This window comes from Methylopila sp. 73B (assembly GCF_000526315.1).
GTDB lineage: Bacteria > Pseudomonadota > Alphaproteobacteria > Rhizobiales > Methylopilaceae > Methylopila.
On record NZ_JAFV01000001.1, the window covers coordinates 1,228,876 to 1,251,265 of the forward strand.

The 22,390-nt window shown below is 69.9% G+C and carries 18 protein-coding genes; 15 read left to right on the forward strand and 3 right to left on the reverse strand.

Features of this window, described 5'->3' with window-relative positions; genetic code table 11:
• The first annotated feature begins 254 nt into the window (after window positions 1-254).
• The 3 genes from K244_RS0105945 to K244_RS0105955 all read left to right on the forward strand — a co-directional run bounded on the left by K244_RS0105945 (window position 255) and on the right by K244_RS0105955 (window position 3,870).
• Window positions 255-1,967 (forward strand): MFS transporter, encoded by a 1,713-nt coding sequence (locus K244_RS0105945; RefSeq protein ID WP_020185337.1) that lies wholly within the window; start codon window positions 255-257, stop codon window positions 1,965-1,967.
• A gap of 168 nt (window positions 1,968-2,135) precedes the next feature.
• Window positions 2,136-3,047, forward strand: a complete 912-nt coding sequence (locus K244_RS0105950; protein ID WP_024816343.1) for a RimK family alpha-L-glutamate ligase — start codon at window positions 2,136-2,138, stop codon at window positions 3,045-3,047.
• Window positions 3,037-3,870, forward strand: a complete 834-nt coding sequence (locus K244_RS0105955) for a triphosphoribosyl-dephospho-CoA synthase (RefSeq protein WP_020185339.1) — start codon at window positions 3,037-3,039, stop codon at window positions 3,868-3,870. Before K244_RS0105950 ends, K244_RS0105955 begins: the two co-directional genes overlap by 11 nt.
• Here K244_RS0105955 and K244_RS0105960 read toward each other — a convergent pair.
• Window positions 3,824-4,549, reverse strand: a complete 726-nt coding sequence (locus K244_RS0105960; protein ID WP_020185340.1) for a HisA/HisF-related TIM barrel protein — start codon at window positions 4,547-4,549, stop codon at window positions 3,824-3,826. The genes K244_RS0105955 and K244_RS0105960 overlap by 47 nt on opposite strands.
• Before the next feature lie 173 nt (window positions 4,550-4,722).
• Here K244_RS0105960 and K244_RS23520 point away from each other — a divergent pair, with 173 nt between their 5' ends.
• Genes K244_RS23520 through folK form a run of 4 tightly spaced genes read left to right on the forward strand, consistent with a single transcriptional unit; the run spans window position 4,723 to window position 7,530 of the window.
• On the forward strand, window positions 4,723-5,586 hold the full coding sequence (locus K244_RS23520; RefSeq protein WP_245259745.1) for an ATP-grasp domain-containing protein: 864 nt from the start codon (window positions 4,723-4,725) through the stop codon (window positions 5,584-5,586).
• The gene (locus K244_RS23525) at window positions 5,583-6,620 is read left to right on the forward strand and encodes a hydantoinase/oxoprolinase family protein (protein WP_020185342.1); all 1,038 of its coding nucleotides are present in this window, start codon (window positions 5,583-5,585) and stop codon (window positions 6,618-6,620) included. The genes K244_RS23520 and K244_RS23525 overlap by 4 nt, the downstream gene beginning before the upstream one ends.
• A gap of 32 nt (window positions 6,621-6,652) precedes the next feature.
• Window positions 6,653-7,024 carry a dihydroneopterin aldolase gene (gene folB / locus K244_RS0105975; protein ID WP_020185343.1) on the forward strand — a complete coding sequence of 124 codons (372 nt, stop codon included), beginning with the start codon at window positions 6,653-6,655 and terminating at the stop codon, window positions 7,022-7,024.
• A gap of 8 nt (window positions 7,025-7,032) precedes the next feature.
• On the forward strand, window positions 7,033-7,530 hold the full coding sequence (folK, locus tag K244_RS0105980) for a 2-amino-4-hydroxy-6-hydroxymethyldihydropteridine diphosphokinase (RefSeq protein WP_020185344.1): 498 nt from the start codon (window positions 7,033-7,035) through the stop codon (window positions 7,528-7,530).
• A gap of 227 nt (window positions 7,531-7,757) precedes the next feature.
• On the opposite strand, the gene K244_RS0105985 is transcribed toward folK, so the two are convergent.
• Window positions 7,758-8,687 (reverse strand): LysR family transcriptional regulator, encoded by a 930-nt coding sequence (locus K244_RS0105985; protein WP_020185345.1) that lies wholly within the window; start codon window positions 8,685-8,687, stop codon window positions 7,758-7,760.
• Window positions 8,688-8,823: 136 nt separating this feature from the next.
• Here K244_RS0105985 and K244_RS0105990 point away from each other — a divergent pair, with 136 nt between their 5' ends.
• From K244_RS0105990 to K244_RS0106005, 4 genes are all read left to right on the forward strand, one after another.
• Window positions 8,824-9,846: a class 1 fructose-bisphosphatase gene (locus tag K244_RS0105990; protein ID WP_020185346.1), complete on the forward strand. Its 1,023-nt coding sequence runs from the start codon at window positions 8,824-8,826 to the stop codon at window positions 9,844-9,846.
• Between the two features lie 22 nt (window positions 9,847-9,868).
• Window positions 9,869-10,753 (forward strand): phosphoribulokinase, encoded by an 885-nt coding sequence (locus K244_RS0105995; protein ID WP_020185347.1) that lies wholly within the window; start codon window positions 9,869-9,871, stop codon window positions 10,751-10,753.
• Window positions 10,754-10,834: 81 nt separating this feature from the next.
• Window positions 10,835-11,503, forward strand: coding sequence for a ribulose-phosphate 3-epimerase (gene rpe, locus K244_RS0106000; RefSeq protein ID WP_020185348.1), 669 nt, complete (start codon window positions 10,835-10,837; stop codon window positions 11,501-11,503).
• The gene (locus tag K244_RS0106005) at window positions 11,503-12,249 is read left to right on the forward strand and encodes an HAD-IA family hydrolase (protein ID WP_020185349.1); all 747 of its coding nucleotides are present in this window, start codon (window positions 11,503-11,505) and stop codon (window positions 12,247-12,249) included. The genes rpe and K244_RS0106005 overlap by 1 nt, the downstream gene beginning before the upstream one ends.
• Here K244_RS0106005 and fhuF read toward each other — a convergent pair.
• Window positions 12,246-13,001 carry a siderophore-iron reductase FhuF gene (gene fhuF / locus K244_RS0106010; RefSeq protein WP_024816345.1) on the reverse strand — a complete coding sequence of 252 codons (756 nt, stop codon included), beginning with the start codon at window positions 12,999-13,001 and terminating at the stop codon, window positions 12,246-12,248. The genes K244_RS0106005 and fhuF overlap by 4 nt on opposite strands.
• A 328-nt stretch (window positions 13,002-13,329) precedes the next feature.
• On the opposite strand from fhuF, the gene K244_RS0106015 reads away from it, so the two are divergent.
• The 4 genes from K244_RS0106015 (at window position 13,330) to K244_RS0106030 (ending at window position 22,306) form a co-directional block, all read left to right on the forward strand.
• On the forward strand, window positions 13,330-14,772 hold the full coding sequence (locus K244_RS0106015) for an efflux transporter outer membrane subunit (protein ID WP_020185351.1): 1,443 nt from the start codon (window positions 13,330-13,332) through the stop codon (window positions 14,770-14,772).
• Window positions 14,769-15,977, forward strand: a complete 1,209-nt coding sequence (locus K244_RS21530) for an efflux RND transporter periplasmic adaptor subunit (RefSeq protein ID WP_155931607.1) — start codon at window positions 14,769-14,771, stop codon at window positions 15,975-15,977. The genes K244_RS0106015 and K244_RS21530 overlap by 4 nt, the downstream gene beginning before the upstream one ends.
• Before the next feature lie 16 nt (window positions 15,978-15,993).
• Window positions 15,994-19,092: an efflux RND transporter permease subunit gene (locus tag K244_RS22560; RefSeq protein ID WP_020185353.1), complete on the forward strand. Its 3,099-nt coding sequence runs from the start codon at window positions 15,994-15,996 to the stop codon at window positions 19,090-19,092.
• A 142-nt stretch (window positions 19,093-19,234) separates the two neighbouring features.
• A complete protein-coding gene (locus K244_RS0106030; protein ID WP_036305529.1) occupies window positions 19,235-22,306 on the forward strand; it encodes an efflux RND transporter permease subunit in 3,072 nt (1,023 codons plus the stop codon).
• The last annotated feature ends 84 nt before the right edge of the window (window positions 22,307-22,390 follow it).

Here is a 22,390-nt window from a genome sequence, read left to right on the forward strand (position 1 = left end):
TTCGGCGACTTGTACGTATGGCGTGGGCTTTTGTGCGCCGCCCTGACAACGATTCCGTCCGGCGTACGGATCCCCGATCCAATTGACGACGTCTGCGGACGTTCCGGCGGCTGGGCCGGACGAAGCGGGGCGAAAGCAAGAAGAGCGCGAAGGCCGCAAGCGATCGAGCGGCCGGCAAAACACGTCAACGCAACGCCGTCCGAGGGCGGCGATCGCCTGCGCGTCGCGCGAGGCGGTGAACGAGGGGAACGCTCATGTCCGTCGCAAGTGCGACCACCGCAGTCGACGCCAAACGGCCGATGTCGAAGGAGGAGAAGAAGGTCATCTTCGCCTCCTCGCTCGGCACCGTGTTCGAGTGGTACGACTTCTATCTCTACGGATCGCTGGCGGCGATCATCGGCGCGCAGTTCTTCAACGTGCTCGGGCCGGACGGCAAGCCGCTCTACGATGAGTCCACCCGCAACATCTTCGCGCTGCTGGCCTTCGCTGCGGGCTTCATCGTGCGTCCGTTCGGCGCGCTGGTGTTCGGACGCATCGGCGACCTCGTCGGCCGCAAATACACCTTCCTCGTCACCATCCTGCTGATGGGCATCTCGACGTTCATCGTCGGCATCCTGCCGGGCGCGGCCACCATCGGGTTCGCGGCGCCGGTGATCCTGATCATCCTGCGTCTCGCCCAGGGCCTCGCGCTCGGCGGCGAGTACGGCGGCGCCGCGACCTACGTGGCGGAGCACGCGCCGCAGGGCCGGCGCGGCTTCTACACCTCGTGGATCCAGACCACCGCGACGCTCGGTCTGTTCCTGTCGCTGGTCGTGATCCTGACCACGCGCACGATCGTCGGCGAGCAGGCCTTCGCGGCCTGGGGCTGGCGCATCCCCTTCCTGGTTTCGGTTCTGCTGCTCGGCATCTCGGTCTGGATCCGCCTGCAGCTCAGCGAGTCGCCCGCCTTCCAGAAGATGAAGGACGAGGGCACCCGCTCGAAGGCGCCCCTGAAAGAGAGCTTCGGCGAGTGGAAGAACGCCAAGATCGCGCTGATCGCGCTTCTCGGCCTGACGGCCGGCCAAGGCGTCGTCTGGTACACCGGCCAGTTCTACGCGCTGTTCTTCCTGCAATCGATCCTCAAGGTCGACGGCTACACCGCGAACCTTCTGATCGCCTGGTCGCTCGTGCTCGGCACCGGTTTCTTCGTGTTCTTCGGCTGGCTGTCGGACAAGATCGGCCGCAAGCCGATCATTCTGGGCGGCTGCCTGATCGCGGCGATTTCCTTCTTCCCGATCTTCAAGCAGATCACCACCATCGCAAATCCGACCCTGGAGCGGGCGATCGAGTCCGTGCAGGTGGCGGTGGTCGCCGATCCCGCCGAATGCGGAAGCCTGTTCAACCCGGTCGGCACCCGCAAGTACACCTCGAACTGCGACGTCGCCCGCGACTTCCTGTCGAAGTCCTCGGTGAGGTACACGAGCGAGGCGGCTCCGGCGGGCACGCCAACGGCGGTCCGCATCAACGGCCAGACCCTGCCCTACACAGCGGGCCCGGCGACCGCGGAGACCAACAAGACCGTGCTCGCCGCCCTTCAGGCGGCGGGCTACCCGAAGGCGGGCGACGCGCAGATCGTGAAGATGGCGCATCCGTTCGACGTGTTCCGCGCGCAGACCGGCGGCATCATCCTGATGCTGTTCGTGCTCGTGCTGTTCGTCACGATGGTCTACGGGCCGATCGCGGCGGCGCTGGTGGAGCTCTTCCCCACCCGCATCCGCTACTCGTCGATGTCGCTGCCCTACCACATCGGCAACGGTTGGTTCGGCGGCCTGCTGCCGGCCACCGCCTTCGCCATGGTGGCCGCCACGGGCGACATCTACTACGGCCTCTGGTACCCGATCGTGTTCGCAATCATGACCGTGCTCATCGGCCTGATCTTCGTGCCGGAGACCAAGGACCGCGACACCAACACCTACGACCACGCCTAATCACTTCAGGTTGAGCGTCGCGACGATCGCCCCCGCGTCCGAAAGGATGCGGGGGTTTCGCGTTCGGGGCGCGCCCCCGCGTCCCGGAGTCGCGACCGCGGGCGATCGTGCTAAGACGCCCCGGCCGCTATGGTCCGCGCGTCCGTGTCTCTTCTTCGCCGAGCCTTCATGATCGCCGAGAACGCCGTCGTCATTTTCACCGAGAAAGCCGACTGGCACAGCCATGGGCTCGCCCGCGCGATCGAGCGCGAAGGCCTGCGGCCGTTGATCCGGTCCATGACCGAGTGCGGCTTCGACCTCGCGAGCGGGCGGCCGGGCCTCGTGATCCCCGGCCTCGAGGGCCGACTGCCGGCGGCAATCTTCGTGCGGCTGATCCCGGCGGGCACGACCGAGCAGATCACCGCGCGCCTGGGCTTTCTCCATGCGGCCCGCGCGATGGGGGTCGCGGTCGTCAACGACGCCCGCGCGATCGAGGTCTGCGTCGACAAGAGCATGACGACCGCCATGCTCGCGATGACCGGCCTGCCCACGCCCCGCACCATGACCGCCGAGCGCCCCGCCGACGCCGAACGCGCGCGCGCCGCCATCGGCGGCGACGTGGTGCTAAAGCCGCTGTTCGGCGCCCAGGGCAAAGGCCTGATGCGGCTCGCGCCCCACGACGCGCTTCCCGCCCCCGAAGAGGTCGGCGGTCTCTACTACTTGCAGGAGTTCGTGCCGAGCCGCGGCTCGGCCGCCGCCGGCGGCGCGCACGACTGGCGCGTGTTTGTGCTGGGGGGCCGGGCGATCGGGGCCATGATCCGACGCTCGGACGGATGGGTGACGAACATCTTTCAGGGCGCGCAGGGCGAGGCCGCGCCGATCGACGGCGAGGCGGCCGCGCTCGCCGTCCGCGCCGCGGCGGCGGTGGGGGCAGACTATGCCGGGGTCGACCTGATCGAGGCCGAGGACGGGCGCTTTCTAATCCTCGAGGTCAACTCCATGCCCGCGTGGAAGGGACTGACGACCGCGACGGGAATCGACGTGGCGGCGGCGCTCGCGCGCGACCTCGCCGGCCGGCTGGCGCGCCCCGATGCCGCCTGAGGGCGGGCTCACGCTCTCGGAGGCCGCCGAGGATTTTCGGGCGGCTTGCCAGGCCGAGCTGAACGCTTTCAAACCGGGCAACGTCCACGTCTTCCGCGCCGGCCACGGCATGACGGTCGCGACCTTCGAGCGCGCGGCCGAGGTCGCCGCGGTGCGCCTCGTCGCCGGCCGGACCGTCGGCGAGCGCATCGAGAGCGCGGTCAAGGCGTCGCTCGCCGCCGTGGGCTGCAACGCGAACCTCGGCATCCTGCTGCTGGCGGCGCCGCTGGTGGAGGCCGCCTTCACGTCTGGCCCGCACGAGCCTCTGCGGCTCGCGCTCGCCCGGGTGCTCGGCCGGCTGACCGTGGACGACGCAGCCGCCGCCTACCGCGCGATCGCCGCGGCCAACCCTGGCGGACTGGGCCGCGCCGAGGAGCACGACGTGGCGGCCACCCCGACGATCACGCTGCGCGAGGCCATGGCGGCCGCCGCCGACCGCGACCGGATCGCCCTGCAGTACGTCACGGACTTCGAGGACGTGTTCGCCGCGGCGGCGGCCTACGAAGGCCACAGCGAAACGCGCGAGACGGTGGAGGACGTCTACCTCGGACTGCTTGGCCTGTTTCCGGACAGCCATGTCGCGCGCAAGTTCGGCCCCGGGGTCGCCGAGCGCGTCCGCAAAGAGGCGTCCGCTTTCGCCACGCGTCTCGACGTGGAGCTGGACCGCGACCGCGCGCTCGACGCCTTCGATCTGCATCTCAAGGCCCAGGGCATCAACCCCGGAACCACCGCCGATCTTACGGTTGCGGCCGTATTCGCCGCGAAGCTGCAAGCCCACGGATGAGCGTCGGACCGTCGAGCCGCCCGTCATGCAGCGCGCTCGCCGCCAGGACGCCCGCGACGCCGAGGTCGGCCAGCGCGTCCAGGTCGCGCGGGTCGCGAACGCCGCCCGCCGCGTAGACCTTCCGGCCCTCGGCCCGCGCCAGCACGTCGGTCAGCCGCTCGACGTCCGGTCCCGCGCCGGCGCCCACGCGCGCCAACGTCATGACGATCACCCGCTCGGGCCACAGCGTCGCGCTGTCGTGTATCTCGGGCGGCCCCATGCGCCCGGACGCGTCGTGATCGAGCGAGAGCACGGAGGGGCCCGCGGCCAGCGCCCGCTTCAACGCGAAGACGTCGGAGAAGGATTCGGAGCCGATGACGCTGACGCCTGCGGCGCGGGCGGCCCGCTGACGCAACGACAGGACGTCGGTCTCGCCGCGGTCGACCCAGATCTCGAGATCGCGGAACGCGGCGCGCAGGCCGTCGATGACGGGGTCGTGGGACCCGCGCCGCTGGATGGCGTCGAGGTCGGCGATGTAGAGGGTGCGAAACGGCGCGAGCCCGAGAAGCGCGGCGACGATCGCCAAGGGGTCGGCGCCCGCGACCAGGCTCGACTGGATCGGACGGTAGGCGTCGCGCTCGCCGCGCCGGGCGTGCACCACCTGCCCGCCCATCAGGTCCAGCACCGGGATGACTTCCAATATCGCAGCGCCTCCGGACCGCTCATGGTTCCACACGCGCGCCGCCGCCTCTATGGTCCGGCCGACTCGGGCGAAGGACCAACGACGTGCGCGTCTTCCTGTGCGAATTCGTAACGGCCGGCGGCCTTCGGGGCGAGCCCCTGCCCGCGTCGCTTGCGCGGGAAGGTCGGATGATGCGCGACGCGATGCTCGTCGACCTCCGCGACATCCCCGGCATGTCGGTCGCTACGACGGTCGACGACCGCCTGCCTGCGCCCGACGGCGTCGACGCCCGGCCGATCGCGGCCGGCGACGATCCTTGGACGCTCTGGCGGGCCATGGCGGCGGCGGCCGACATCGCGTGGATCGTGGCGCCGGAGACCGACGGCGCGCTGTTCAGCCTCGCGACGCTCTGCGCGGACGCCGGGGCGCGCGTGCTGGGGCCGACGCCCTCGGCGATCGCCCTGACGACGTCCAAGCGCGAGACCGCGCGGAGGCTCGCCGAAGCGCGCATCGCGACACCTGCGACCTACCCGCTCGGCGCGCTGCCGAAAGGTCTCGCCGGCCCCTTCGTCAGCAAGCCGGACGACGGCGCCGGCTGCGACGACACCCGGCTCTGGGAGGAGCGGCCGTTCGCGCTCCCCGGCGACCATGTCGTCCAGCCCTATGTCCACGGGATCGCCGCGAGCCTCACGGTTCTTGGCGCCGGCGGCGGCGCCCGTCTGCTCGCGGCCAACCGCCAGCACGTGACGCTGGACGAGGGCGCCTTCGCCTTCGAGGGCCTGGCGGTCGGCGCGCTCACCGACGACGACGGCGCGCTGGCCGAGCTTGCGGACGCTGTGGCGGCGGCGATTCCAGGTCTCGACGGTCTGTTCGGGATCGACGTCGTGCTGACCGAGGACGGCCCCGTGGTGATCGAGGTCAATCCGCGCATGACCACCGCCTATGTCGGGCTGCGGCGCTCGCTCGGGATCAATCCGTTGCGCCTGCTGCCGCCCTTCGCCGACGGCTCCGTGGCGGCGCCCGGGCGCACCCTCGCGGTCGAGGTGCGACCGTGACGGCGATCGTCGGGCTCGACGTCGGCGGCGCGCATCTCAAGCTGGCGCGGCTCGGCGCCGCGGGACGGCTGGAGGCCGTGAGCATCGCCGCCTGCCCGCTCTGGAAAGGTCTCGACCGGCTTGAGGCTGCCCTGGACGAGATCGCCGCGGACATTCCGCCGGACGCCGCCTGCGTCGCGACCATGACCGGCGAACTCGTGGATCTCTGGCCCGACCGGGCGTCGGGCGTCCGCGCCATCGCCGGAGCGCTCGCCGCCCGGTTCGAGGCGGGGCGGCTGACGATCTACGCCGGCGCCGCGGGGTTCATCGACACCGCCGCCGCAGGCGCGCATGTCGATCAGGTGGCCTCCGCCAATTGGCGCGCGACGGCGGAGGCGCTGGCCCGAACAGGCGACGCGGGCCTTCTGCTCGACGTGGGGTCGACCACGAGCGACCTCATCCCCTTCGCCGGAGGCGTCGTGCTGGCCCGCGGCGCGACCGACGCCGCCCGCATGGCGGCGGACGAGCTTGTCTACCAGGGCGTCGCGCGCACGCCGGTGATGGCGCTGAGCCCCCGCCTGCCCTTCGCCGGCGCCTGGGTGACGCCGATGGCCGAGCATTTCGCCACCAGCGCCGACGTTCATCGCCTGACCGGAGACCTGCCCGAGGGCGCGGATCTGCACCCCGCCGCCGACGACGGGCCGAAAACGACGGAGGCGAGCGCCCGTCGGCTGCTGCGGATGGTCGGCGCGGACCTCGACGCCGCGACCCGAACGGACGCCGAAACGCTCGCGCACTTTCTCGCCGAAGCGCAGCTGCGACGTCTTCACGACGCAGCGCTCGGCGTGCTCACCCGCCCGGAAGCCCGGTCCATCCACGCCGTCGTCGGGGCCGGCGTCGGGCGCTTCCTTGCGAAACGAGTGGCGGAGCGGCTCGGTCTCGGCTATCGCGACCTCGGCGCGGCTTTCGCGGAGACGGACGGGTTGGCGGAAGCCGCAGCCGATTGCGCGCCCGCCGTCGCCGTCGCCCGTCTTTGGGCCGCCCGCGACCGTTGAAACCGGACGCCGCTCTTACGAGTTCGAGACAGATGAGCGATCGCATCTTCCTTCGTGGCGTCCAGCTTCACGCCCGCCACGGCGTGTTCGAGGAGGAGCGCCGCCTCGGCCAGCGCTTCATCGTCGACGTGGACTACTGGGTCGACATGTCGGCCTACGCCGCCGCCGACGATTTCCGCGGCGCCGTCTCCTACAACGACGTCTATCTGACCCTGATGGAGATCGCGGGCGGCGAGCCGGTCAACCTGATCGAGACGCTGGCGGAGCGGATCGCCGCGGCCCTGCTGTCGCGCTTCGCTCCGATCGAGGTCGTCCGCGTGCAGGTCCACAAGCCCTCCGCGCCGATCGCGGGCGTGTTCGGCGACGTCGGCGTCGACGTGACGCGCCGCCGTGGCGAGGCTTGAGGGCCGTCGTGGTCGAGATCGGACTGGGGTTCGGCAGCAACGTCGGCGACAAGGTCGACAATCTGCACGCCGCCATGGCCCAAGCTTTCGACGGCTCGAGGATCCGCTTCGTCGCCGCGTCCTCGATCTGGCGCACCGCGCCTTGGGGCTACGTCGACCAGGATTGGTTCGCGAACGCCTGCGCGGTGGGCCAGACGGAGATGACCCCCGAAGAGGCGCTGGTCTGGACGCAGAGCGTCGAGCAGGACCTCGGCCGCGCCAAGACCTTCCGCTGGGGTCCGCGGACGATCGACGTGGACATCCTCTACCTCGGCGACGCCAAGATCGCCTCCGAGCGCCTGATCGTGCCGCACAAGGAGATGTTCAACCGGGCCTTCGTGCTGGCGCCGCTGGCGGAGATCCGACCCGAGCTGGTGCTCGACGGCATCTCGATCGCCGCCGCCGCGGGGGCCATCGATCGCCAAGGGCTCGAGATCATCGCGCCGCCCTGGACGCCTCGAGCCTGACGACCCGAGGGGTCCGGCCTCCTGATCTGCTTTCCGGCCCCAACCTCCTCATGCTGAGGAGCAGCCCGCAGGGGCTGCGTCTCGAAGCACGCAGTCGGCCGGCGCAGCCAATCTCCCATCTCGCTGGGACCTGCGCGTTGGAAGCAGTGCGTGCTTTAGGACGCGCGCCGTCGGCGCGCTCCTCAGCATGACGAGGTTGGGCGGGGAAACAATGGGCCTGGTGGCCGCTACTCCCCGGCCTGCGGCAGGAACGTCGGGCCGCGCTCCGTCAGAAAGGCGCACATCGCCTCGGCCGGCGGCGTGAGGCGCTTGGCGGTGCGGCGGACGACGTACCACTGGCGGATGATCGGCAGGCCCGCCACGTCCAGGCGCGCAATGCGCCCGTCGGCGAGTTCCGCGGCGACCGTGTGCGCCGAGATGAAGGCGAGGCCCAGCCCCGCGATCACCGCTTGCTTGATGGTCTCGTTCGAGCCGATTTCCATCCCGATCTTCGGCTTCACCCCTTCCGCCTCGAACAGGCGCTCCATGAGCCCGCGCGTGCCCGACCCCGGCTCGCGCATCAGGAAGGTCTGTCCTGTCAACGCCGTCGGCTGGAGCCCGACGCGGCCTACGAGAGGATGGTCCGGCGGCGCAATGACGATGTGGGGGTGACCGCCGATCACCGTGCGGACGACGTCGAGATCCTCGGGCGGCCGGCCCATGATCGCGACGTCGACGGCGTCGGCCCGCAGAAGCTCCAGCACGTCGGCGCGATTGCCGACGGAGAGCGTCACGTCGACGCCGGGATGGGCGCGGCCGAAGGCTCCCAGCGCCATGGGCGCGAAGTATTTCGCGGTCGACACGATCGCCACCGAGACGCGGCCGCCCGCCAGCCCCTTCATCGATTCGATCGCGGCCATGCAGTCGTTGATCGCGCCCTCGATCCGGGCGACGGCGGCGACCACCTCGCGGCCGGCGTCCGTCGGGCGGAACCGGTCGCCGCTGCGGTCCAGCAGCGGCACGTCGAGCGAGGCCTCCAGCAACTGCACCTGCATGGTGACGGCCGGCGGCGTGACGTTCAGCTTGCGCGCCGCCGCGCTCACGGATCCGCTCTCCGCGACGGCGGCGAGGGCGCGAAGCTGTTTCAAGGTCAGGGCGCGGATCAGGTTTTCAGACATGCTGAAGGCGACATTTAGTTTGTTCGCCTTTTCTGAGCAATGCGCTAGACGATCTGCTGCCGCGAGACGCCTGTCTCATGGACGCGTGAACGGGCATCATGCGAGAAAGACGCAGTAGCTGGAGCGGAAGACGCCTGTGACCGAACGCACGACCCTCGACGCCTATCTCACCGCCTGGGCCGGCGCGGACGCCAGGCGCGGAGCCGTATCCGAGACGATCCACGCCCTGATGGGCGCCTGCACGACGATTGCGGACATCGTCGGCCGCGGCGCGCTCGAAGGCGCGATGGGGGCCGCGACCGAGGCGACGAACGCAGGCGGCGACTCGCAGAAGGCGCTCGATCTCCGCACCCACGACATCGTGGTCGAGGCGCTCAAGGACACGCCGGTCGCCCGCATCGGATCCGAAGAGGCCGACGACGAGGTGGTGTTCGACGACGGGCGCCCGCTCGTGGTCGCGACCGACCCGCTCGACGGCTCATCCAACATCGAAACCAACGTGTCGATCGGCACGCTGTTCGGAATCCTGCCCAACACGGGCGAGGCGCCTTTCCTGCAGCCCGGCTCGAAGCAGCTGGCGGCGGGCTTCGTGGTCTACGGCCCGGCAACCGTGCTGGTGCTGACGGTCGGAGCCGGCACGCAGGTCTTTACGCTGGAGCGGGAGAGCGGCGACTACGTTCTGACGGACGCCGACGTCGCCATTGCGCGAGAGACCAAGGAATACGCCATCAACGCGTCGAACCAGCGGCACTGGGACGCGGCGATGCAGGGCTACGTCATGGACTGCCTCGCCGGCGTTGAGGGGCCGCGCGAGAAGAACTTTAACATGCGCTGGGTCGGCTCGCTGGTCGCGGACGTGTTCCGCATCCTGGTGCGCGGCGGCGTCTACCTCTATCCCGGCGACGAGCGCAGCGGCTACGGCCAGGGCAGGCTCCGGCTGGTCTACGAGTGCAACCCGATCGCCTTCGTCTGCGAGCAGGCGGGCGGCGCGGCGACCACCGGCACCGCGCGCGTGCTCGACGTGATCCCCGCCTCGCTCCACGTCCGTTCGCCGCTGGTCGCGGGCTCGGCCGAAGAGGTCGAGCGCGTCACGCAGTACTACGCGGAGCCGCCGCGCCGCTCGCCGCTGTTCGCGAAGCGCGGCCTGTTCCTGGCCTGAGCGGACGATCGCCGGAACGCCCATGTCCGTCAGACATCCGATCATCTCGGTCACGGGATCGTCCGGGTCCGGCACGACCTCGGTGCGCGACACCTTCGAGCAGATCTTCCGCCGCGAGCACATCGCGGCGGCGTTCATCGAGGGCGACGCGTTCCATCGCTACGACCGGGTGGAGATGAAGCGCGAGGCGCGGAAGGCGGCCGCCGGCGGCGACCCGCATTTCAGCCATTTCGGCCACGCCGCGAACCTGCTCGAGGAGCTTGAGCAGACCTTCGCGAGCTACGCCCAGAGCGGACAGGGCCGAACTCGGTTCTATGTCCATGACGAGATCGAGGCGCAGAAGCACAAGGCGCTGGTGGGGACCTTCACGCTCTGGGAGGACCTGCCCGCCCCCACCGACGTGCTGTTCTACGAAGGCCTGCACGGCGCCGTGGTCGCGGACGGGGTCGACATCGCACGCCATGCGGACCTCAAGATCGGCGTCGTGCCGGTCATCAACCTCGAGTGGATCCAGAAGATCCATCGCGACAAGCGCGACCGCGGGTACTCCACGGAGGAAGTCACCAGAACCATCCTTCGCCGGATGCCGGACTACGTGAAGTACATCTGCCCGCAGTTCTCCGCGACCGACATCAACTTCCAGCGCATCCCGACGGTCGACACGTCGAACCCGTTCATCGCCCGCGCCATCCCGACCGCGGACGAGTCCATGGTGGTGATCCGCTTCCGCGATCCGAGCGGCATCGATTTCCCGTATCTGCTCTCGATGGTGCACGACAGCTTCATGTCGCGCGCCAACTCCGTCGTCATCCCGGGCAACAAGCTCGACCTCGCGATGCAGCTCATCCTGACGCCGATGATCCATCATCTGGTGGACCGGCGTCGCCGGGCGCTCTGCGGCGCCTGACCTCCGCGACGGTCTGTACGCCGGAGGCCGGGCGGTCTAAGGGGATGCCGCAGCGCAGCGAAATCCGATCCGAGACGTCCCATGGCCGCCACCACCATCGCCCCCTCCATCCTCTCCTCCGACTTCTCCCGGCTCGGGGAGGAGACGAAGGCGGTGGTGGCCGCGGGGGCCGATTGGGTCCACCTCGACGTGATGGACGGGCACTTCGTGCCGAACATCACCTTCGGCCCTGAGGTGGTGAAGCGGCTCAGGCCCTGGACCGACGCGGTGTTCGACTGCCATCTCATGATCGCGCCCGCCGACCCCTACCTCGAGGCCTTCGCGAAGGCCGGCTGCGACGTCATCACCGTGCACGTTGAGGCCGGCCCGCACCTCGACCGCTCGCTGCAGGTGATCCGCGGTCTTGGCAAGAAGGCCGGCGTCGCGATCAACCCGGCGACGCCGGAAAGCGCGGTGGCCTATGTCCTCGACAAGGTCGACCTGATCCTGGCGATGACGGTGAACCCCGGCTTCGGCGGCCAAGCGTTCATTCCCGACGTTCTCGACAAGATAAAGCGGATCAAGGCGATGATCGGCGATCGTGACATCCGGCTTGAAGTCGACGGCGGCGTGACGCCCGAGACAGCCGCGCTCTGCGCCGCCGCGGGGGCCGACGTCCTGGTCGCGGGCTCCGCGGTGTTCAAGGACGGCCCGCAGTCCTACGCCCGCAACATCGCCGCGATCCGCGCCTCGGCGGACGCCGCCGCCTGATGCCGCTCGAGGCCTTGATCTTCGACGTCGACGGCACGCTGGCCGAAACGGAGGAGACTCACCGCCGCGCGCTCAACGACGCCTTCGCCGCCTTCGACCTGCCCTGGAGCTGGGACCAGCCTACCTACCGGCGTCTGCTCCGGATCATGGGCGGAAAGGAACGACTCCGGCATTTCATCGAGCACGACCGCCCCGAAAGGGCGGACGACGCCCTCGCCCGACTCGCCGAACTGCACGCGGCGAAGAACCGGCGCTACGCCGAACTCGTCCACGAAGGCCGGGTGACGCTTCGGCCAGGCGTCGCGCGGCTGATCGCCGAGGCGCGCGCGAAGGGCGTGACGCTCGCGATCGCCACCACCACCAGCCAGGCGAACGTCGAGGCGCTGCTCGTGAAGACGCTGGGCGCCGAAGCCCTTGGCTGGTTTTCGGCGATCGCGGCGGGCGATGTCGCGCCCGCGAAGAAGCCGGCGCCCGACATCTTCCTGCTCGCGCTCCGGCAGTTGGGTCTGCCCGCGTCGGTCTGCGTGGCGCTCGAGGACACCGTCTACGGGCTCCGGGCCGCGAAGGCCGCAGGTCTCGCCACGCTGGTGACCCCAAGCTTCTACACCGACGATCAGGATTTCTCGGCCGCCGACGCGGTGTTCGAGACGCTCGGCGAACCCGGTGCGCCGGCCCGCCATCTCGCCGGCGCAGGCGTCGGAGAGACGCTCGTCACGGTGGACTTGCTGCGGACTTTGGTCGCCTAGAGCTCTGCCGCCGTGGCGCAACTGGGAGCCCCCTGCAGCTCCTTGAGCCTATGGGGACAGTTGGCGCAGTAGCCCTCGAACTCCGGCAGCAGGTGCCGCAAACAGCAGACGTTTCTCCAGCGATCGATCGGATCGCCGACGTCGACGTAGCGCACGGGCGCGAAGAACCGGTTGCGGGTGCCGTCGGGGCGCAGCGGCTCCGCCATAAGCGGACGTCCCCGCGCCGCCGCTTCCGGAAACTGGTCCGGCCGCTTTTCCATTTCCTGAAGCACGTACTCGAAGAAATTGGCCGCGTTGTTCCAGAGCACCTTCGGCGAAATTTTCACGAAGGCCGACAGCGCCGAGACGACCGGAGCCACATGGCCCTCGATCAGCTGGTCGAAACGCTGGAAGGCGCAATCGTAGGATCGCCCCTTGCCCTGATGCGGCACGACAATCGCGGCCGGGAGGCCATGCTCCATCACCAGCCGCGTCTCTTCGATGCTGACCGGCAGGTCGATCTCGAGCGCGAGGCTCGCGACGACCGCCCCCGTCATCGCCACATAGGCGTGCTGCATCGACCAGAGCGAGACCAATCCGCGGAGATCCTCGTCCCCGTACGTCCGGGCTGCGATCGCCAGTGCGGCGCTAAGCCCCTCACGCGACACAGCTTCACGCATTGGCACCGACGGTCGAGGATCGTCAGGCAGGACCGTAAGCGCCAGGAACGGCTCCCACGGCCCGGAGAATATCGGCCTCAGCGCCTCGATCATCGGGAGACGCCGCGCGACTCAGGGTTGGGACGGATCCGCCAGCGCATGCTGTTCCTCAAGCTCAACCCAGCCGATAACAACCGCTTCGCGGCCTGACAATCCGGCGGAGGAAGACTGTGATCGGTTCAGAAACGTTCCAGCCGAGGACAGCCACGCCCCCGCCGCGCTTGCGCCTTGATCGAGGTCGATGGCGGAGCCGCGCAGGGACGCCGCCCGTCCACCGTGGAAGCCTCGCCGATCTGGTGAGCGTTTGTCGCGCGTAGGCGACAGCGGTCGTCGCCCGGACGTGCGAAGACTGTGGCGTGACGCGTCAGGAACGAGATCGCATTTGCGTACCATCACCGCTTCCGGAAAGGCCGCCGCGATCCTCGTCGGAGCGCTCGCTCTGTCGGGCTGCGCCGACAAATGGGACCGCCCCGCGCTCGGCGTCGATGCGCCCGGACGGTGGAAGGACGATACGGCGAGCCGGCCGGTCTGGCCTGCGGCCGACTGGTGGCGCGGCTTCGGCTCCGCCGAGCTCAGCCGCCTGATCGAGGAGGCCGAGCGGTCGAACCAGGACATCGCCCAGGCCAAGGCCCGCATCGAGCAGGCGGACGCGCAGGTGCGCATCAACGGCGCCTCGCTCGTTCCCTTGATCGACGCCTCAGGCGGTCCAAGCCTGCAGAAATCGGCGGGGTCGGGACAGCTGATCGGCGGCTTCCAGGCCCAGGGATCGGCGAGCTACGAACTCGATTTCTGGGGGAAGAACCGCGCCAGCGTCACCTCCGCGAAGGCGAGCGCGTTGTCGAGCCGCTTCGCGGCCGAGGTCATCGCGCTCTCGACGGTGACGAGCGTGGCCGACACCTATTTCGCCCTCATGGGGGCGCAGGAGCGGCTCGCGATCGCGCGCGGCAACGTCAAAAGCGCGCAGACGATCTTCGACGCGATCCAGGCGCGGGTGGAGGTCGGCACCGCGAACGCGCTCGACCGCGCCCAGCAGCGCAGCGTCCTCGACCAGCAGAAGGCGACGATCCCGTCGATCGAGCAGGAGATCCGGACCAACGAGACCGCGCTCGCCCTGCTGCTCGGGCGGCCGCCGGTGCGCGTCGACATCAAGGGCGGGCGCCTCGGTGGTCTCAAGACGCCGAGGGTCGCGCCGGGCATTCCCTCGCAGGTGCTGGCGCGCCGGCCGGACGTGCGCGAGGCGGAAGCCAACCTCACCGCGACCGACGCGGACGTGACAGCGGCCCGCGCCGCCTTCCTGCCCTCGTTCGATCTCACCGCCCAAGGCGGGTTCGAGAGCGTCGCGCTGCGCACGCTGTTCTCCTCGCAGTCGACGTTCTACTCGCTCGGCGCGGGACTGACCCAGCCGATCCTGAACCCGCAGCTCCCCGGCAACCTCGATCTGGCCAAGGGCCAGTACCGGGAAAACCTGTTCGCTTACCGGCAGACGACGATCCAGTCCTTCGTCGACGTGGAGAACGCGCTGATCTCCGTGCGCAAGACGACCGAGCAGGAGCGGCTGCAGCAGGCGGCGGTGAAGAGCGCCCGGGAGGCCTACGACATCGCGCAGGCTCAGCTTCGTGAGGGCGCGGTGGACATCACCACCGTGCTCGCGACCCAGCAGACGCTGTTCTCCGCGCAGGACACGCTGGTCAACGTGCGGCTCGCCCGATTCCAGGCCATCGTCTCGATGTTCTCGGCGCTCGGCGGCGGCTGGGCCGCGTCCGGAAAACCGCCCGGCGCAGGTCCGGCGATCGCGGCTGCGACCGCAGGAGTTCCGGCCCGATGAAACGGCTTTTGGCGTTCGCTCTCGTCGCGGCGCTCGGCGTCGCCGCCTGGATCTACTGGCCCACGCTCACCGCCCTCATCGGCGGCCAGGGCGAGCAGGAGCAGACGGTGCGCCGCGGCGGCCGGCGGGGCGGCGACCAGCCGACGCCTGTGATCGCCGCCGTCGCCAAGCGCGAGAACGTGCCGGTGACGCTCGACGGCGTCGGAACCTTCCAGGCGCTGAACACCGCCACCGTGCGGGCCCAGGTCGACGGCATCATGGTGGAGGTCGCCTTCCGGGAAGGGCAGGACGTGAAGGCCGGCGACGTGCTCGCGCGGATCGATCCCTCGACCTATCAGGCCCAGTACGATCAGGCGGTCGCCCAGAAGGCGCAGTACGAGGCCCAACTCGCCAACGCCGAGCGTGATTTCGAGCGCTACCAGCGGCTGGCGAAGAACGACTTCGGCTCGCAGCAGCAGGCCGAGACTGCGAAGGCGAGCGTCGCCCAGCTGCAGGCGCAGGTGCGCTATTACGCGGCGACCATCGACCAGGCGAAGGCCACCCTCGACCGCACGGTGGTGCGCGCGCCGATCGACGGCCGCACCGGGGTGCGGGGCGTCGATCAGGGCAACTACGTCACGGCCGGCGATACGACGGGCATCGTCACGATCACCCAGCTGAAGCCGATCTCCGCCGTCTTCACTCTGCCGCAGCAGAACATCCCGACCGTCGTGCAGGCGATGGCGCGGGGGAAGGTAGCCGTGGAGGCGGTCGCGGGCGACGGGACGTCGCTCGACGCGGGAACGCTCGACGTCATCGACAACCAGGTCGACCAGACGACGGGCACCGTGAAGCTGAAGGCGAGCTTCCCGAACGACAGGATGACGCTGTGGCCGGGGCAGTTCATCACGGTGCGGGTGTTCGCGAACGAGCTGAAGGACGTGGTGACGACCCCCGGCGCCGCGGTCCAGCAGGGACCGGACGGGCCTTACGTGTTCGTCGTCCAGCCGGACGCAACGGTGGCCCAGCGCGAGGTGACCGTCGGCCGGCAGAACGCCGAACTCGCGGTGATCGAAGCCGGCGTCCAGCCCGGCGACAAGGTGGTGACCACCGGCTTCACCCGCCTGCGCGACGGCTCGAAGGTGACGCTCGGGGACGGCGCGCCCATCGCCCCGTCCGCTTCGGAGCGCAGGCCGAACCGCCGGGCGGCGGCGGGCGAGCCGTGACGGGCGGCGGCGTGCGATGAACATCTCCGCGCCCTTCATCTCACGACCGGTCGCGACGACGCTGCTCGCCATCGCCGTGCTGATCGCAGGCGCGCTCGGCTACTGGAAGCTGCCGGTCTCATCGCTGCCGCAGGTGGATTTCCCGACCATCCAGGTCTCCACGCGGCTGCCCGGCGCCAACCCGCAGACCATGGCGACGCTCGTCACCGCCCCGCTCGAGCGTCAGCTCGGGCAGATCCCGGCGCTGACGGGCATGACGTCGACGAGCTCCTTCGGCCTCAGCCAGATCACGCTGCGCTTCAACCTCGACCGCGACATCGACGGCGCCGCGCAGGACGTGCAGGCCGCGATCAACGCCGCCAATTCGACGCTGCCCAAGACCCTGCCCTACCCCCCGGTGTTCTCGAAGGTGAACCCGGCGAACGCCCCGGTCCTCACGATCGCGCTCACCTCCGACACGATCCCCATCCGCGACGTTTCCGACCTCGCCGACACGCTCGTCGCGCAGCGGCTCGCGGAGGTGACGGGCGTCGGCCGGGTGACGGTCGGCGGCGGGGTGAAGCCCGCGATCCGCGTGCAGGCGGACATTCCGCGCCTCGCCTCCTACGGGCTCGGGCTCGATTCGGTGCGCACCGCGATCGTCGCCGCCAGCACCTCGGGACCCAAGGGCTCGATCGACGGCGTCCGGCAGTCTTTCACCATCTCGGCCAACGACCAGATCACGACAGCCGCCGCCTACCGCGAGATCGTCATCGCGACGAAGAACGGCGCGCCCGTGCGCCTGAAGGACGTCGCCGAGGTCATCGAAGGGCTCGAGGACAACGCCGTCGCCGCCACCTACCAGGGCAAGCCGGCGATCGTCATCGACGTGCTGCGCCAGCCGGGCGCGAACACCGTGGAGACCGTGACGGCGCTCCGCCGCGCGCTGCCGCATCTCCAGCAGGCGATGCCGGCGGGCGTCCTGGTCCACGTGGTCGACGACCGCACGGACACCATCAAGGCCTCGATCCACGAGGTGCAGCTCACGCTCGCGCTCTCCGTCGGCCTCGTCGTGCTGGTGGTGCTGCTGTTCCTGCGCACCTGGCGGGCCACGCTGATCGCCGGCGTCGCGCTGCCGGTGTCGCTGATCGCGACCTTCGCGGTGATGTGGGCCTTCGGCTTCTCGCTCGACAACCTGTCGCTGATGGCGCTCGTGATCGGCGCCGGCTTCGTGGTCGACGACGCCATCGTCATGATCGAGAACTGCGCCCGCCACATCGAGGAGGGCGCCTCCCCGATCAAGGCGGCCTACGACGGCGCACGCGAGATCGGCTTCACCATCGTCTCGCTCACCGCCTCGCTGATCGCGGTGTTCATTCCGCTGCTGTTCATGAGCGGGCTGATCGGTCGGGTGTTCCGCGAGTTCGCGGCCACGCTGTCGATCGCGGTCGTGGTGTCCATGGTCATTTCGCTGACGCTGACGCCGATGATGTGCGCGCGGCTGCTGAAGCCGCATGCGCCGGCTAAGGTCTCGCGCATCGGCCGCTGGGCCGAACGGGCTAACGCGCGGTTAATCGAAGGTTACCGCCGCTCGCTGCTGGTCGTGCTCCGCCATCAGGCCCTGACGCTGCTGGTGACGCTCGCGACCCTCGCCGCGACCGCCGGCCTCTACGTCGTCGCGCCGAAGGGCTTCCTCCCGGAGCAGGACTCCGGCCTGATCACCGCGACGCTGGAGGTGGGACAAGACGTGTCCTTCGCCGAACTGAAGCGGCTCGACAGCGCGGCGACGGCGGCGATCGAGAGCGACCCGGACGTGCGCAGCGTCGTCTCGGTGCTGGGCGTCGGCGAAAACATCCCGACGCCCAACGCCAGCCGCCTGAGCATCGTGCTGCAGCCCTTCGGCGAGCGGGACGCGCGCGCCACGGAGGTGATCGCCCGACTGCAGGAGGCGGTCGCGCCGATCGCCGGCGTTTCGGTCGTGTTCCAGCCGGTGCAGGATCTGGAGATCACGACGCGCGCCAGCCGCGCGCGCTATCAGTACACGCTGACCGACGGCGACGCGGCTGAGCTTGCGCGCTCCGCCGCGGCGCTGGTCGATCGCTTGCAGGACGAGCCGGCGCTCCGCAACGTCGGCTCCGACGCCCGCTCCGGCGGCGTGCAGGCGCGCGTGGAGATCGATCGGCTGGAGGCCGGCCGTCTCGGCGTCACCGTGCAGGCGATCGCCGACGTGCTGAACGACGCCTACGGCCAGCGCCAGATCGCGACCATCTACGGCCAGTCCAACCAGTACCGCGTCATCCTGGAAGCCGCGCCCGGCCAGCAGAAGGACCCTTCCGCGATCGGCCGGCTCTACGTCGCAGGCGCGGAGTCCGTCCCCGTGCCGCTCGCGTCCGTCGCTCGGATCACGCTGGAGCCCGCGCCGCTCGTGGTCTCGAACGAGGAGCAGTTTCCGGCGACGACCATCTCCTTCGACCTCGCCGAGGGCTACGCGCTCAGCGACGCGGTCGCGGCGATCGAGCGCTCGGAAGCCGAGATCGACCTTCCCCCCACGGTGGTCGGCGCCTTTTCCGGCGACGCGGCCGAGTTCTCGGAGTCGCTCGCGGGCCAGCCTTGGCTGGTGCTGGCCGCGATCGTCACGATCTACATCGTGCTGGGGGTGCTCTACGAGAGCTTCATCCACCCCTTCACGATCCTCTCCACCCTGCCCTCCGCCGGCGTCGGCGCGTTGATCGCGCTCAAGCTGTTCGGGCTCGACCTGTCGATCATCGCGTTGATCGGCATCATCCTGCTGATGGGCATCGTGAAGAAGAACGCGATCATGATGATCGACTTCGCGCTCGACGCTGAACGCGAGCGCGGGCTGTCGCCGGAGGACTCGATCGTCGAGGCGGCGGCGCTGCGCTTCCGTCCGATCATGATGACGACGCTGGCCGCCCTGCTCGGCGCGCTGCCGCTGGCGCTCGCCACGGGACCCGGCGCGGAGCTGCGCGTCCCGCTCGGCGTCGCCATCATCGGCGGCCTGCTGCTGAGCCAGCTGCTGACGCTCTACACCACGCCTGTGGTCTATCTCGCCATGGAACGGCTCCGCGCCGCCGTGACGCGCCGTCCGGCGCCCGCCGCGGAGCCGGCGGAGTGAGCGGCGCGCGCGTCATCCCGGACGGCCGGAGGCCGATCCGGGATCGTCATCGGAAGACGCGGCCAACCGCGCTGCGGCGAACGATCCCGGCTCTCCGCTGCGCTTCGGCCGGGATGACGGCGTCCCCTTCGCGAAGGGCAGTCTGATGTCCTTCTCCACGCCGTTCATCCTGCGGCCCGTCGGCACGACGCTGCTCGCCTTCGCGCTCCTGCTCGTCGGCCTCGCCGCCTACATGCGGTTGCCGGTCGCGAGCCTGCCGAACGTCGAGTTCCCGGTGATCTTCGTCACCGCGAGCCGGCCGGGCGCGGACCCGAGCACGATGGCCGCAACCGTCGCGGCGCCGCTCGAACGCTCGCTCGGCGCGATCGCGGGCGTGACGGAGTTGACCTCGGCGTCCTCGCTCGGCTCGACGCGCATCGCGGTGCGCTTCGACATCGGCCGCAACATCGACGACGCCGCGCGGGACGTGCAGGCAGCGCTGAACGCCGCCGCCGCCGATCTGCCCTCCGACATCCCGACGCTGCCGACGTTCCGCAAGATCAACCCTGCGGCGGCGCCCGTGCTGGTGCTGGCCCTCACCTCCGAAGCGCTTCCCGCCAGCCGGATCTACGACGCCGCCGACAGCGTGCTGGTGCAGCGCCTGTCGCAGGTGGACGGCGTCGGCGAAGTGAACGTGCAAGGCGCGGAGCAGCCGGCGGTCCGCGTCCGCCTCGACGCCGACCGCCTCGCCGCCATGGGGCTGTCGCTCGACGACGTGCGGACGGCGATCGCAACCGCCAATGTGCTGTCGCCGGTAGGTTCCCTCGAGACCGACGAGCGCATGGTCGCGATATCCCTCGACGGCGAGCTCGGCGCCTCCGCCGCGCCCTATCGCGACGTGGTGGTGCGGGTCGCGAACGGGGCGGCCGTGCGGCTCGGCGACGTGGCCGAAGTCACCGAGGGCACCCGCAACGCCCGCACCGCCGGCTTCTTCAACGGCAAGCCCGCGGTGCTCGTCAGCATCACCAAGCAGCCCGACGCCAACGTCATCGAGACCGTCGACGCGGTGAAGGTGCTGCTGCCGGAGCTGTCGAACTGGGTGCCGGCGGCGATCGACGTCACAGTGCTCGCGGACCGGACGACGACGATCCGCGCAAGCGTCGCCGACATGCAGCTGACGCTCGCGCTGTCGATCGCGCTCGTGATGCTGGTGGTCTTCGCCTTCCTGAAGCGCGCGGCGCCCACCTTCGCCGCCGGCGTCACGGTGCCGCTCGCGCTCGCCGGCTCCTTCGCCGGCATGTGGGCGTTCGATTTCTCGATCGACAATCTTTCGCTGATGGCGCTCGCCGTCGCGGTCGGCTTCGTCGTCGACGACGCGATCGTCATGATCGAGAACGCCTACCGCAACCTCGAGCTCGGCCTCAGCCCGCGCGAGGCGGCGCTGCGCGGCGCGCGCGAGATCGCCTTCACGGTCGTCGCCATCTCGGTCTCGCTGATCGCGGCCTTCACGCCCTTGCTGTTCATGGGCGGGCTCGTCGGCCACCTTTTCTACGAATTCACGATGACGCTGGTGTTCGCGATCGTCGTCTCCACGGTGGTTTCGCTCAGCGTCACGCCGATGATCTGCGCTCAATTGCTGAAGGGCGAGCCCGCCAAGGAGGCGCGGGGGCTGATCACCCGGATCGCCGACCGCTACGCCGCGAGCCTCTGGCTGTCGGTGCGCGCGCCGTGGCTGATGGCGCTGCTTGTGGTGGGGGCGATCGCCTGGTCGGTCCACGCCTACATGGTGATCCCAAAGGGCTTCTTCCCGCAGGACGACACCGGGATGCTGAGCGCCTTCACGCAGGCCTCCCCCGACATCTCCTTCGGCGCCATGGTCGCGCTCCAGCAGAAAGCCGCCGACGTCATCGCGGCCGATCCGGCGGTCGAGTCGGTCGCGCCCTCCGTCGGCGGCGGCCGCGGTTCGGTCAACGAAGGCCGCATCCAGATCGCGCTGAAGCCGCTTGGCGACCGCCCGGCGGCGCAGGTCGTGATCGAGCGCCTGCGCCGTCCGCTGTCGCAGATTCCGGGCCTGCGCGTGTTCGTCTCCGCCCAGCAGGAGATCCGCGCCGGCTCGCGCGAGGGGCGCTCGCCCTACCAGTTCACCCTGTGGTCGTCGGACCTTAATCTGCTGCAGGAGACGGCGCCCAAGGTGGTGGCGCGCCTGTCCGCGATCTCCGCGCTGCGGGACGTGTCGACCGACCGCGAAGCTAACGGCCTCGAGCTCCTGGTGGACATCGATCGCGAGCTCGCCTCCCGCCTGGGCGTCTCCATGTCCGCGGTCGACGCGGCGTTGAACAACGCGTTCTCGCAGCGGCAGATTTCGGTCATCTACGGCCGGCGCAACCAGTACCGCGTGGTGATCGAGGTCGATCCGCGGGCGGCGAGCGACCCCGACGACGTGCTGAAAGTGCACCTGCCGACCAGTTCAGGCTCGGAGATTCCGCTCGCGACGATCGCGACCATGCGGCGGCAGACCGCGCCGCTCGTCGTCAACCACCAGGGCCAGTATCCCTCGATCACCATCACCTACGACATCGCGGACAAGGCATCGGCGGGGGAGGCTATGGCGGAGGTTGAGCGAGCGGTCGCCGACATGCGTCTTCCCGACGCGGTGAACGCCGCCTTCGCCGGCGACGCGGCGGAGTTCGCCGCGGCGGCGTCGAGCCAGCAGGTGACGATACTCGCGGCGCTGGTCGCGATCTACATCGTGCTGGGCGTGCTCTATGAGAGCTACGTCCACCCCTTTACGATCCTGTCGACGCTGCCGCCGGCGGGCCTCGGCGCGCTGCTGGCGCTCCAGATCACTGGAACCGACCTCAGCGTGACGGCGCTGATCGGGATCATCCTGCTGATCGGGCTCGTGAAGAAGAACGGCATCATGCTCGTCGACTTCGCGCTGGAGGCGGAGCGCACGCGGGGGCTCTCGCCGCGCGAAGCGATCGTGGAGGCGGCGCGGGTGCGCTTCCGCCCGATCCTGATGACGACCTTCGCGGCGCTCCTCGGCGCGCTGCCGCTGGCCTTTGGCGAAGGTCCGGGGTCCGAGCTGCGCCGGCCGCTGGGGATCACCATCGTCGGCGGGCTGATCGTGAGCCAGGCGCTCACGCTCTATACGACGCCCGCGATCTACCTGCTGCTCGACAAGCTGCGGCGGCAGCGGACGGCGGCTGAAAGGGCGGCGCAGCCGGCGGAGTGACCGGGCCTTCGTCAGTCGACCGAAGCCCCGTACGGCCCGTAAGGAGGCGATGCGCGCTTCGAGACGCCGACCTTCGGTCAGCTC

Coding starts and splice junctions, on each gene's coding strand:
- K244_RS0105945 (WP_020185337.1), top strand. CDS start 255: ATGTCCGTCGCAAGTGCGACCACCGCAGTCGACGCCAAACGGCCGATG.
- K244_RS0105950 (WP_024816343.1), top strand. CDS start 2,136: ATGATCGCCGAGAACGCCGTCGTCATTTTCACCGAGAAAGCCGACTGG.
- K244_RS0105955 (WP_020185339.1), top strand. CDS start 3,037: ATGCCGCCTGAGGGCGGGCTCACGCTCTCGGAGGCCGCCGAGGATTTT.
- K244_RS23520 (WP_245259745.1), top strand. CDS start 4,723: ATGCGCGACGCGATGCTCGTCGACCTCCGCGACATCCCCGGCATGTCG.
- folB (WP_020185343.1), top strand. CDS start 6,653: ATGAGCGATCGCATCTTCCTTCGTGGCGTCCAGCTTCACGCCCGCCAC.
- K244_RS0105985 (WP_020185345.1), bottom strand. CDS start 8,687: ATGTCTGAAAACCTGATCCGCGCCCTGACCTTGAAACAGCTTCGCGCC.
- K244_RS0105995 (WP_020185347.1), top strand. CDS start 9,869: ATGTCCGTCAGACATCCGATCATCTCGGTCACGGGATCGTCCGGGTCC.
- rpe (WP_020185348.1), top strand. CDS start 10,835: ATGGCCGCCACCACCATCGCCCCCTCCATCCTCTCCTCCGACTTCTCC.
- K244_RS0106005 (WP_020185349.1), top strand. CDS start 11,503: ATGCCGCTCGAGGCCTTGATCTTCGACGTCGACGGCACGCTGGCCGAA.
- fhuF (WP_024816345.1), bottom strand. CDS start 13,001: ATGATCGAGGCGCTGAGGCCGATATTCTCCGGGCCGTGGGAGCCGTTC.
- K244_RS21530 (WP_155931607.1), top strand. CDS start 14,769: ATGAAACGGCTTTTGGCGTTCGCTCTCGTCGCGGCGCTCGGCGTCGCC.
- K244_RS22560 (WP_020185353.1), top strand. CDS start 15,994: ATGAACATCTCCGCGCCCTTCATCTCACGACCGGTCGCGACGACGCTG.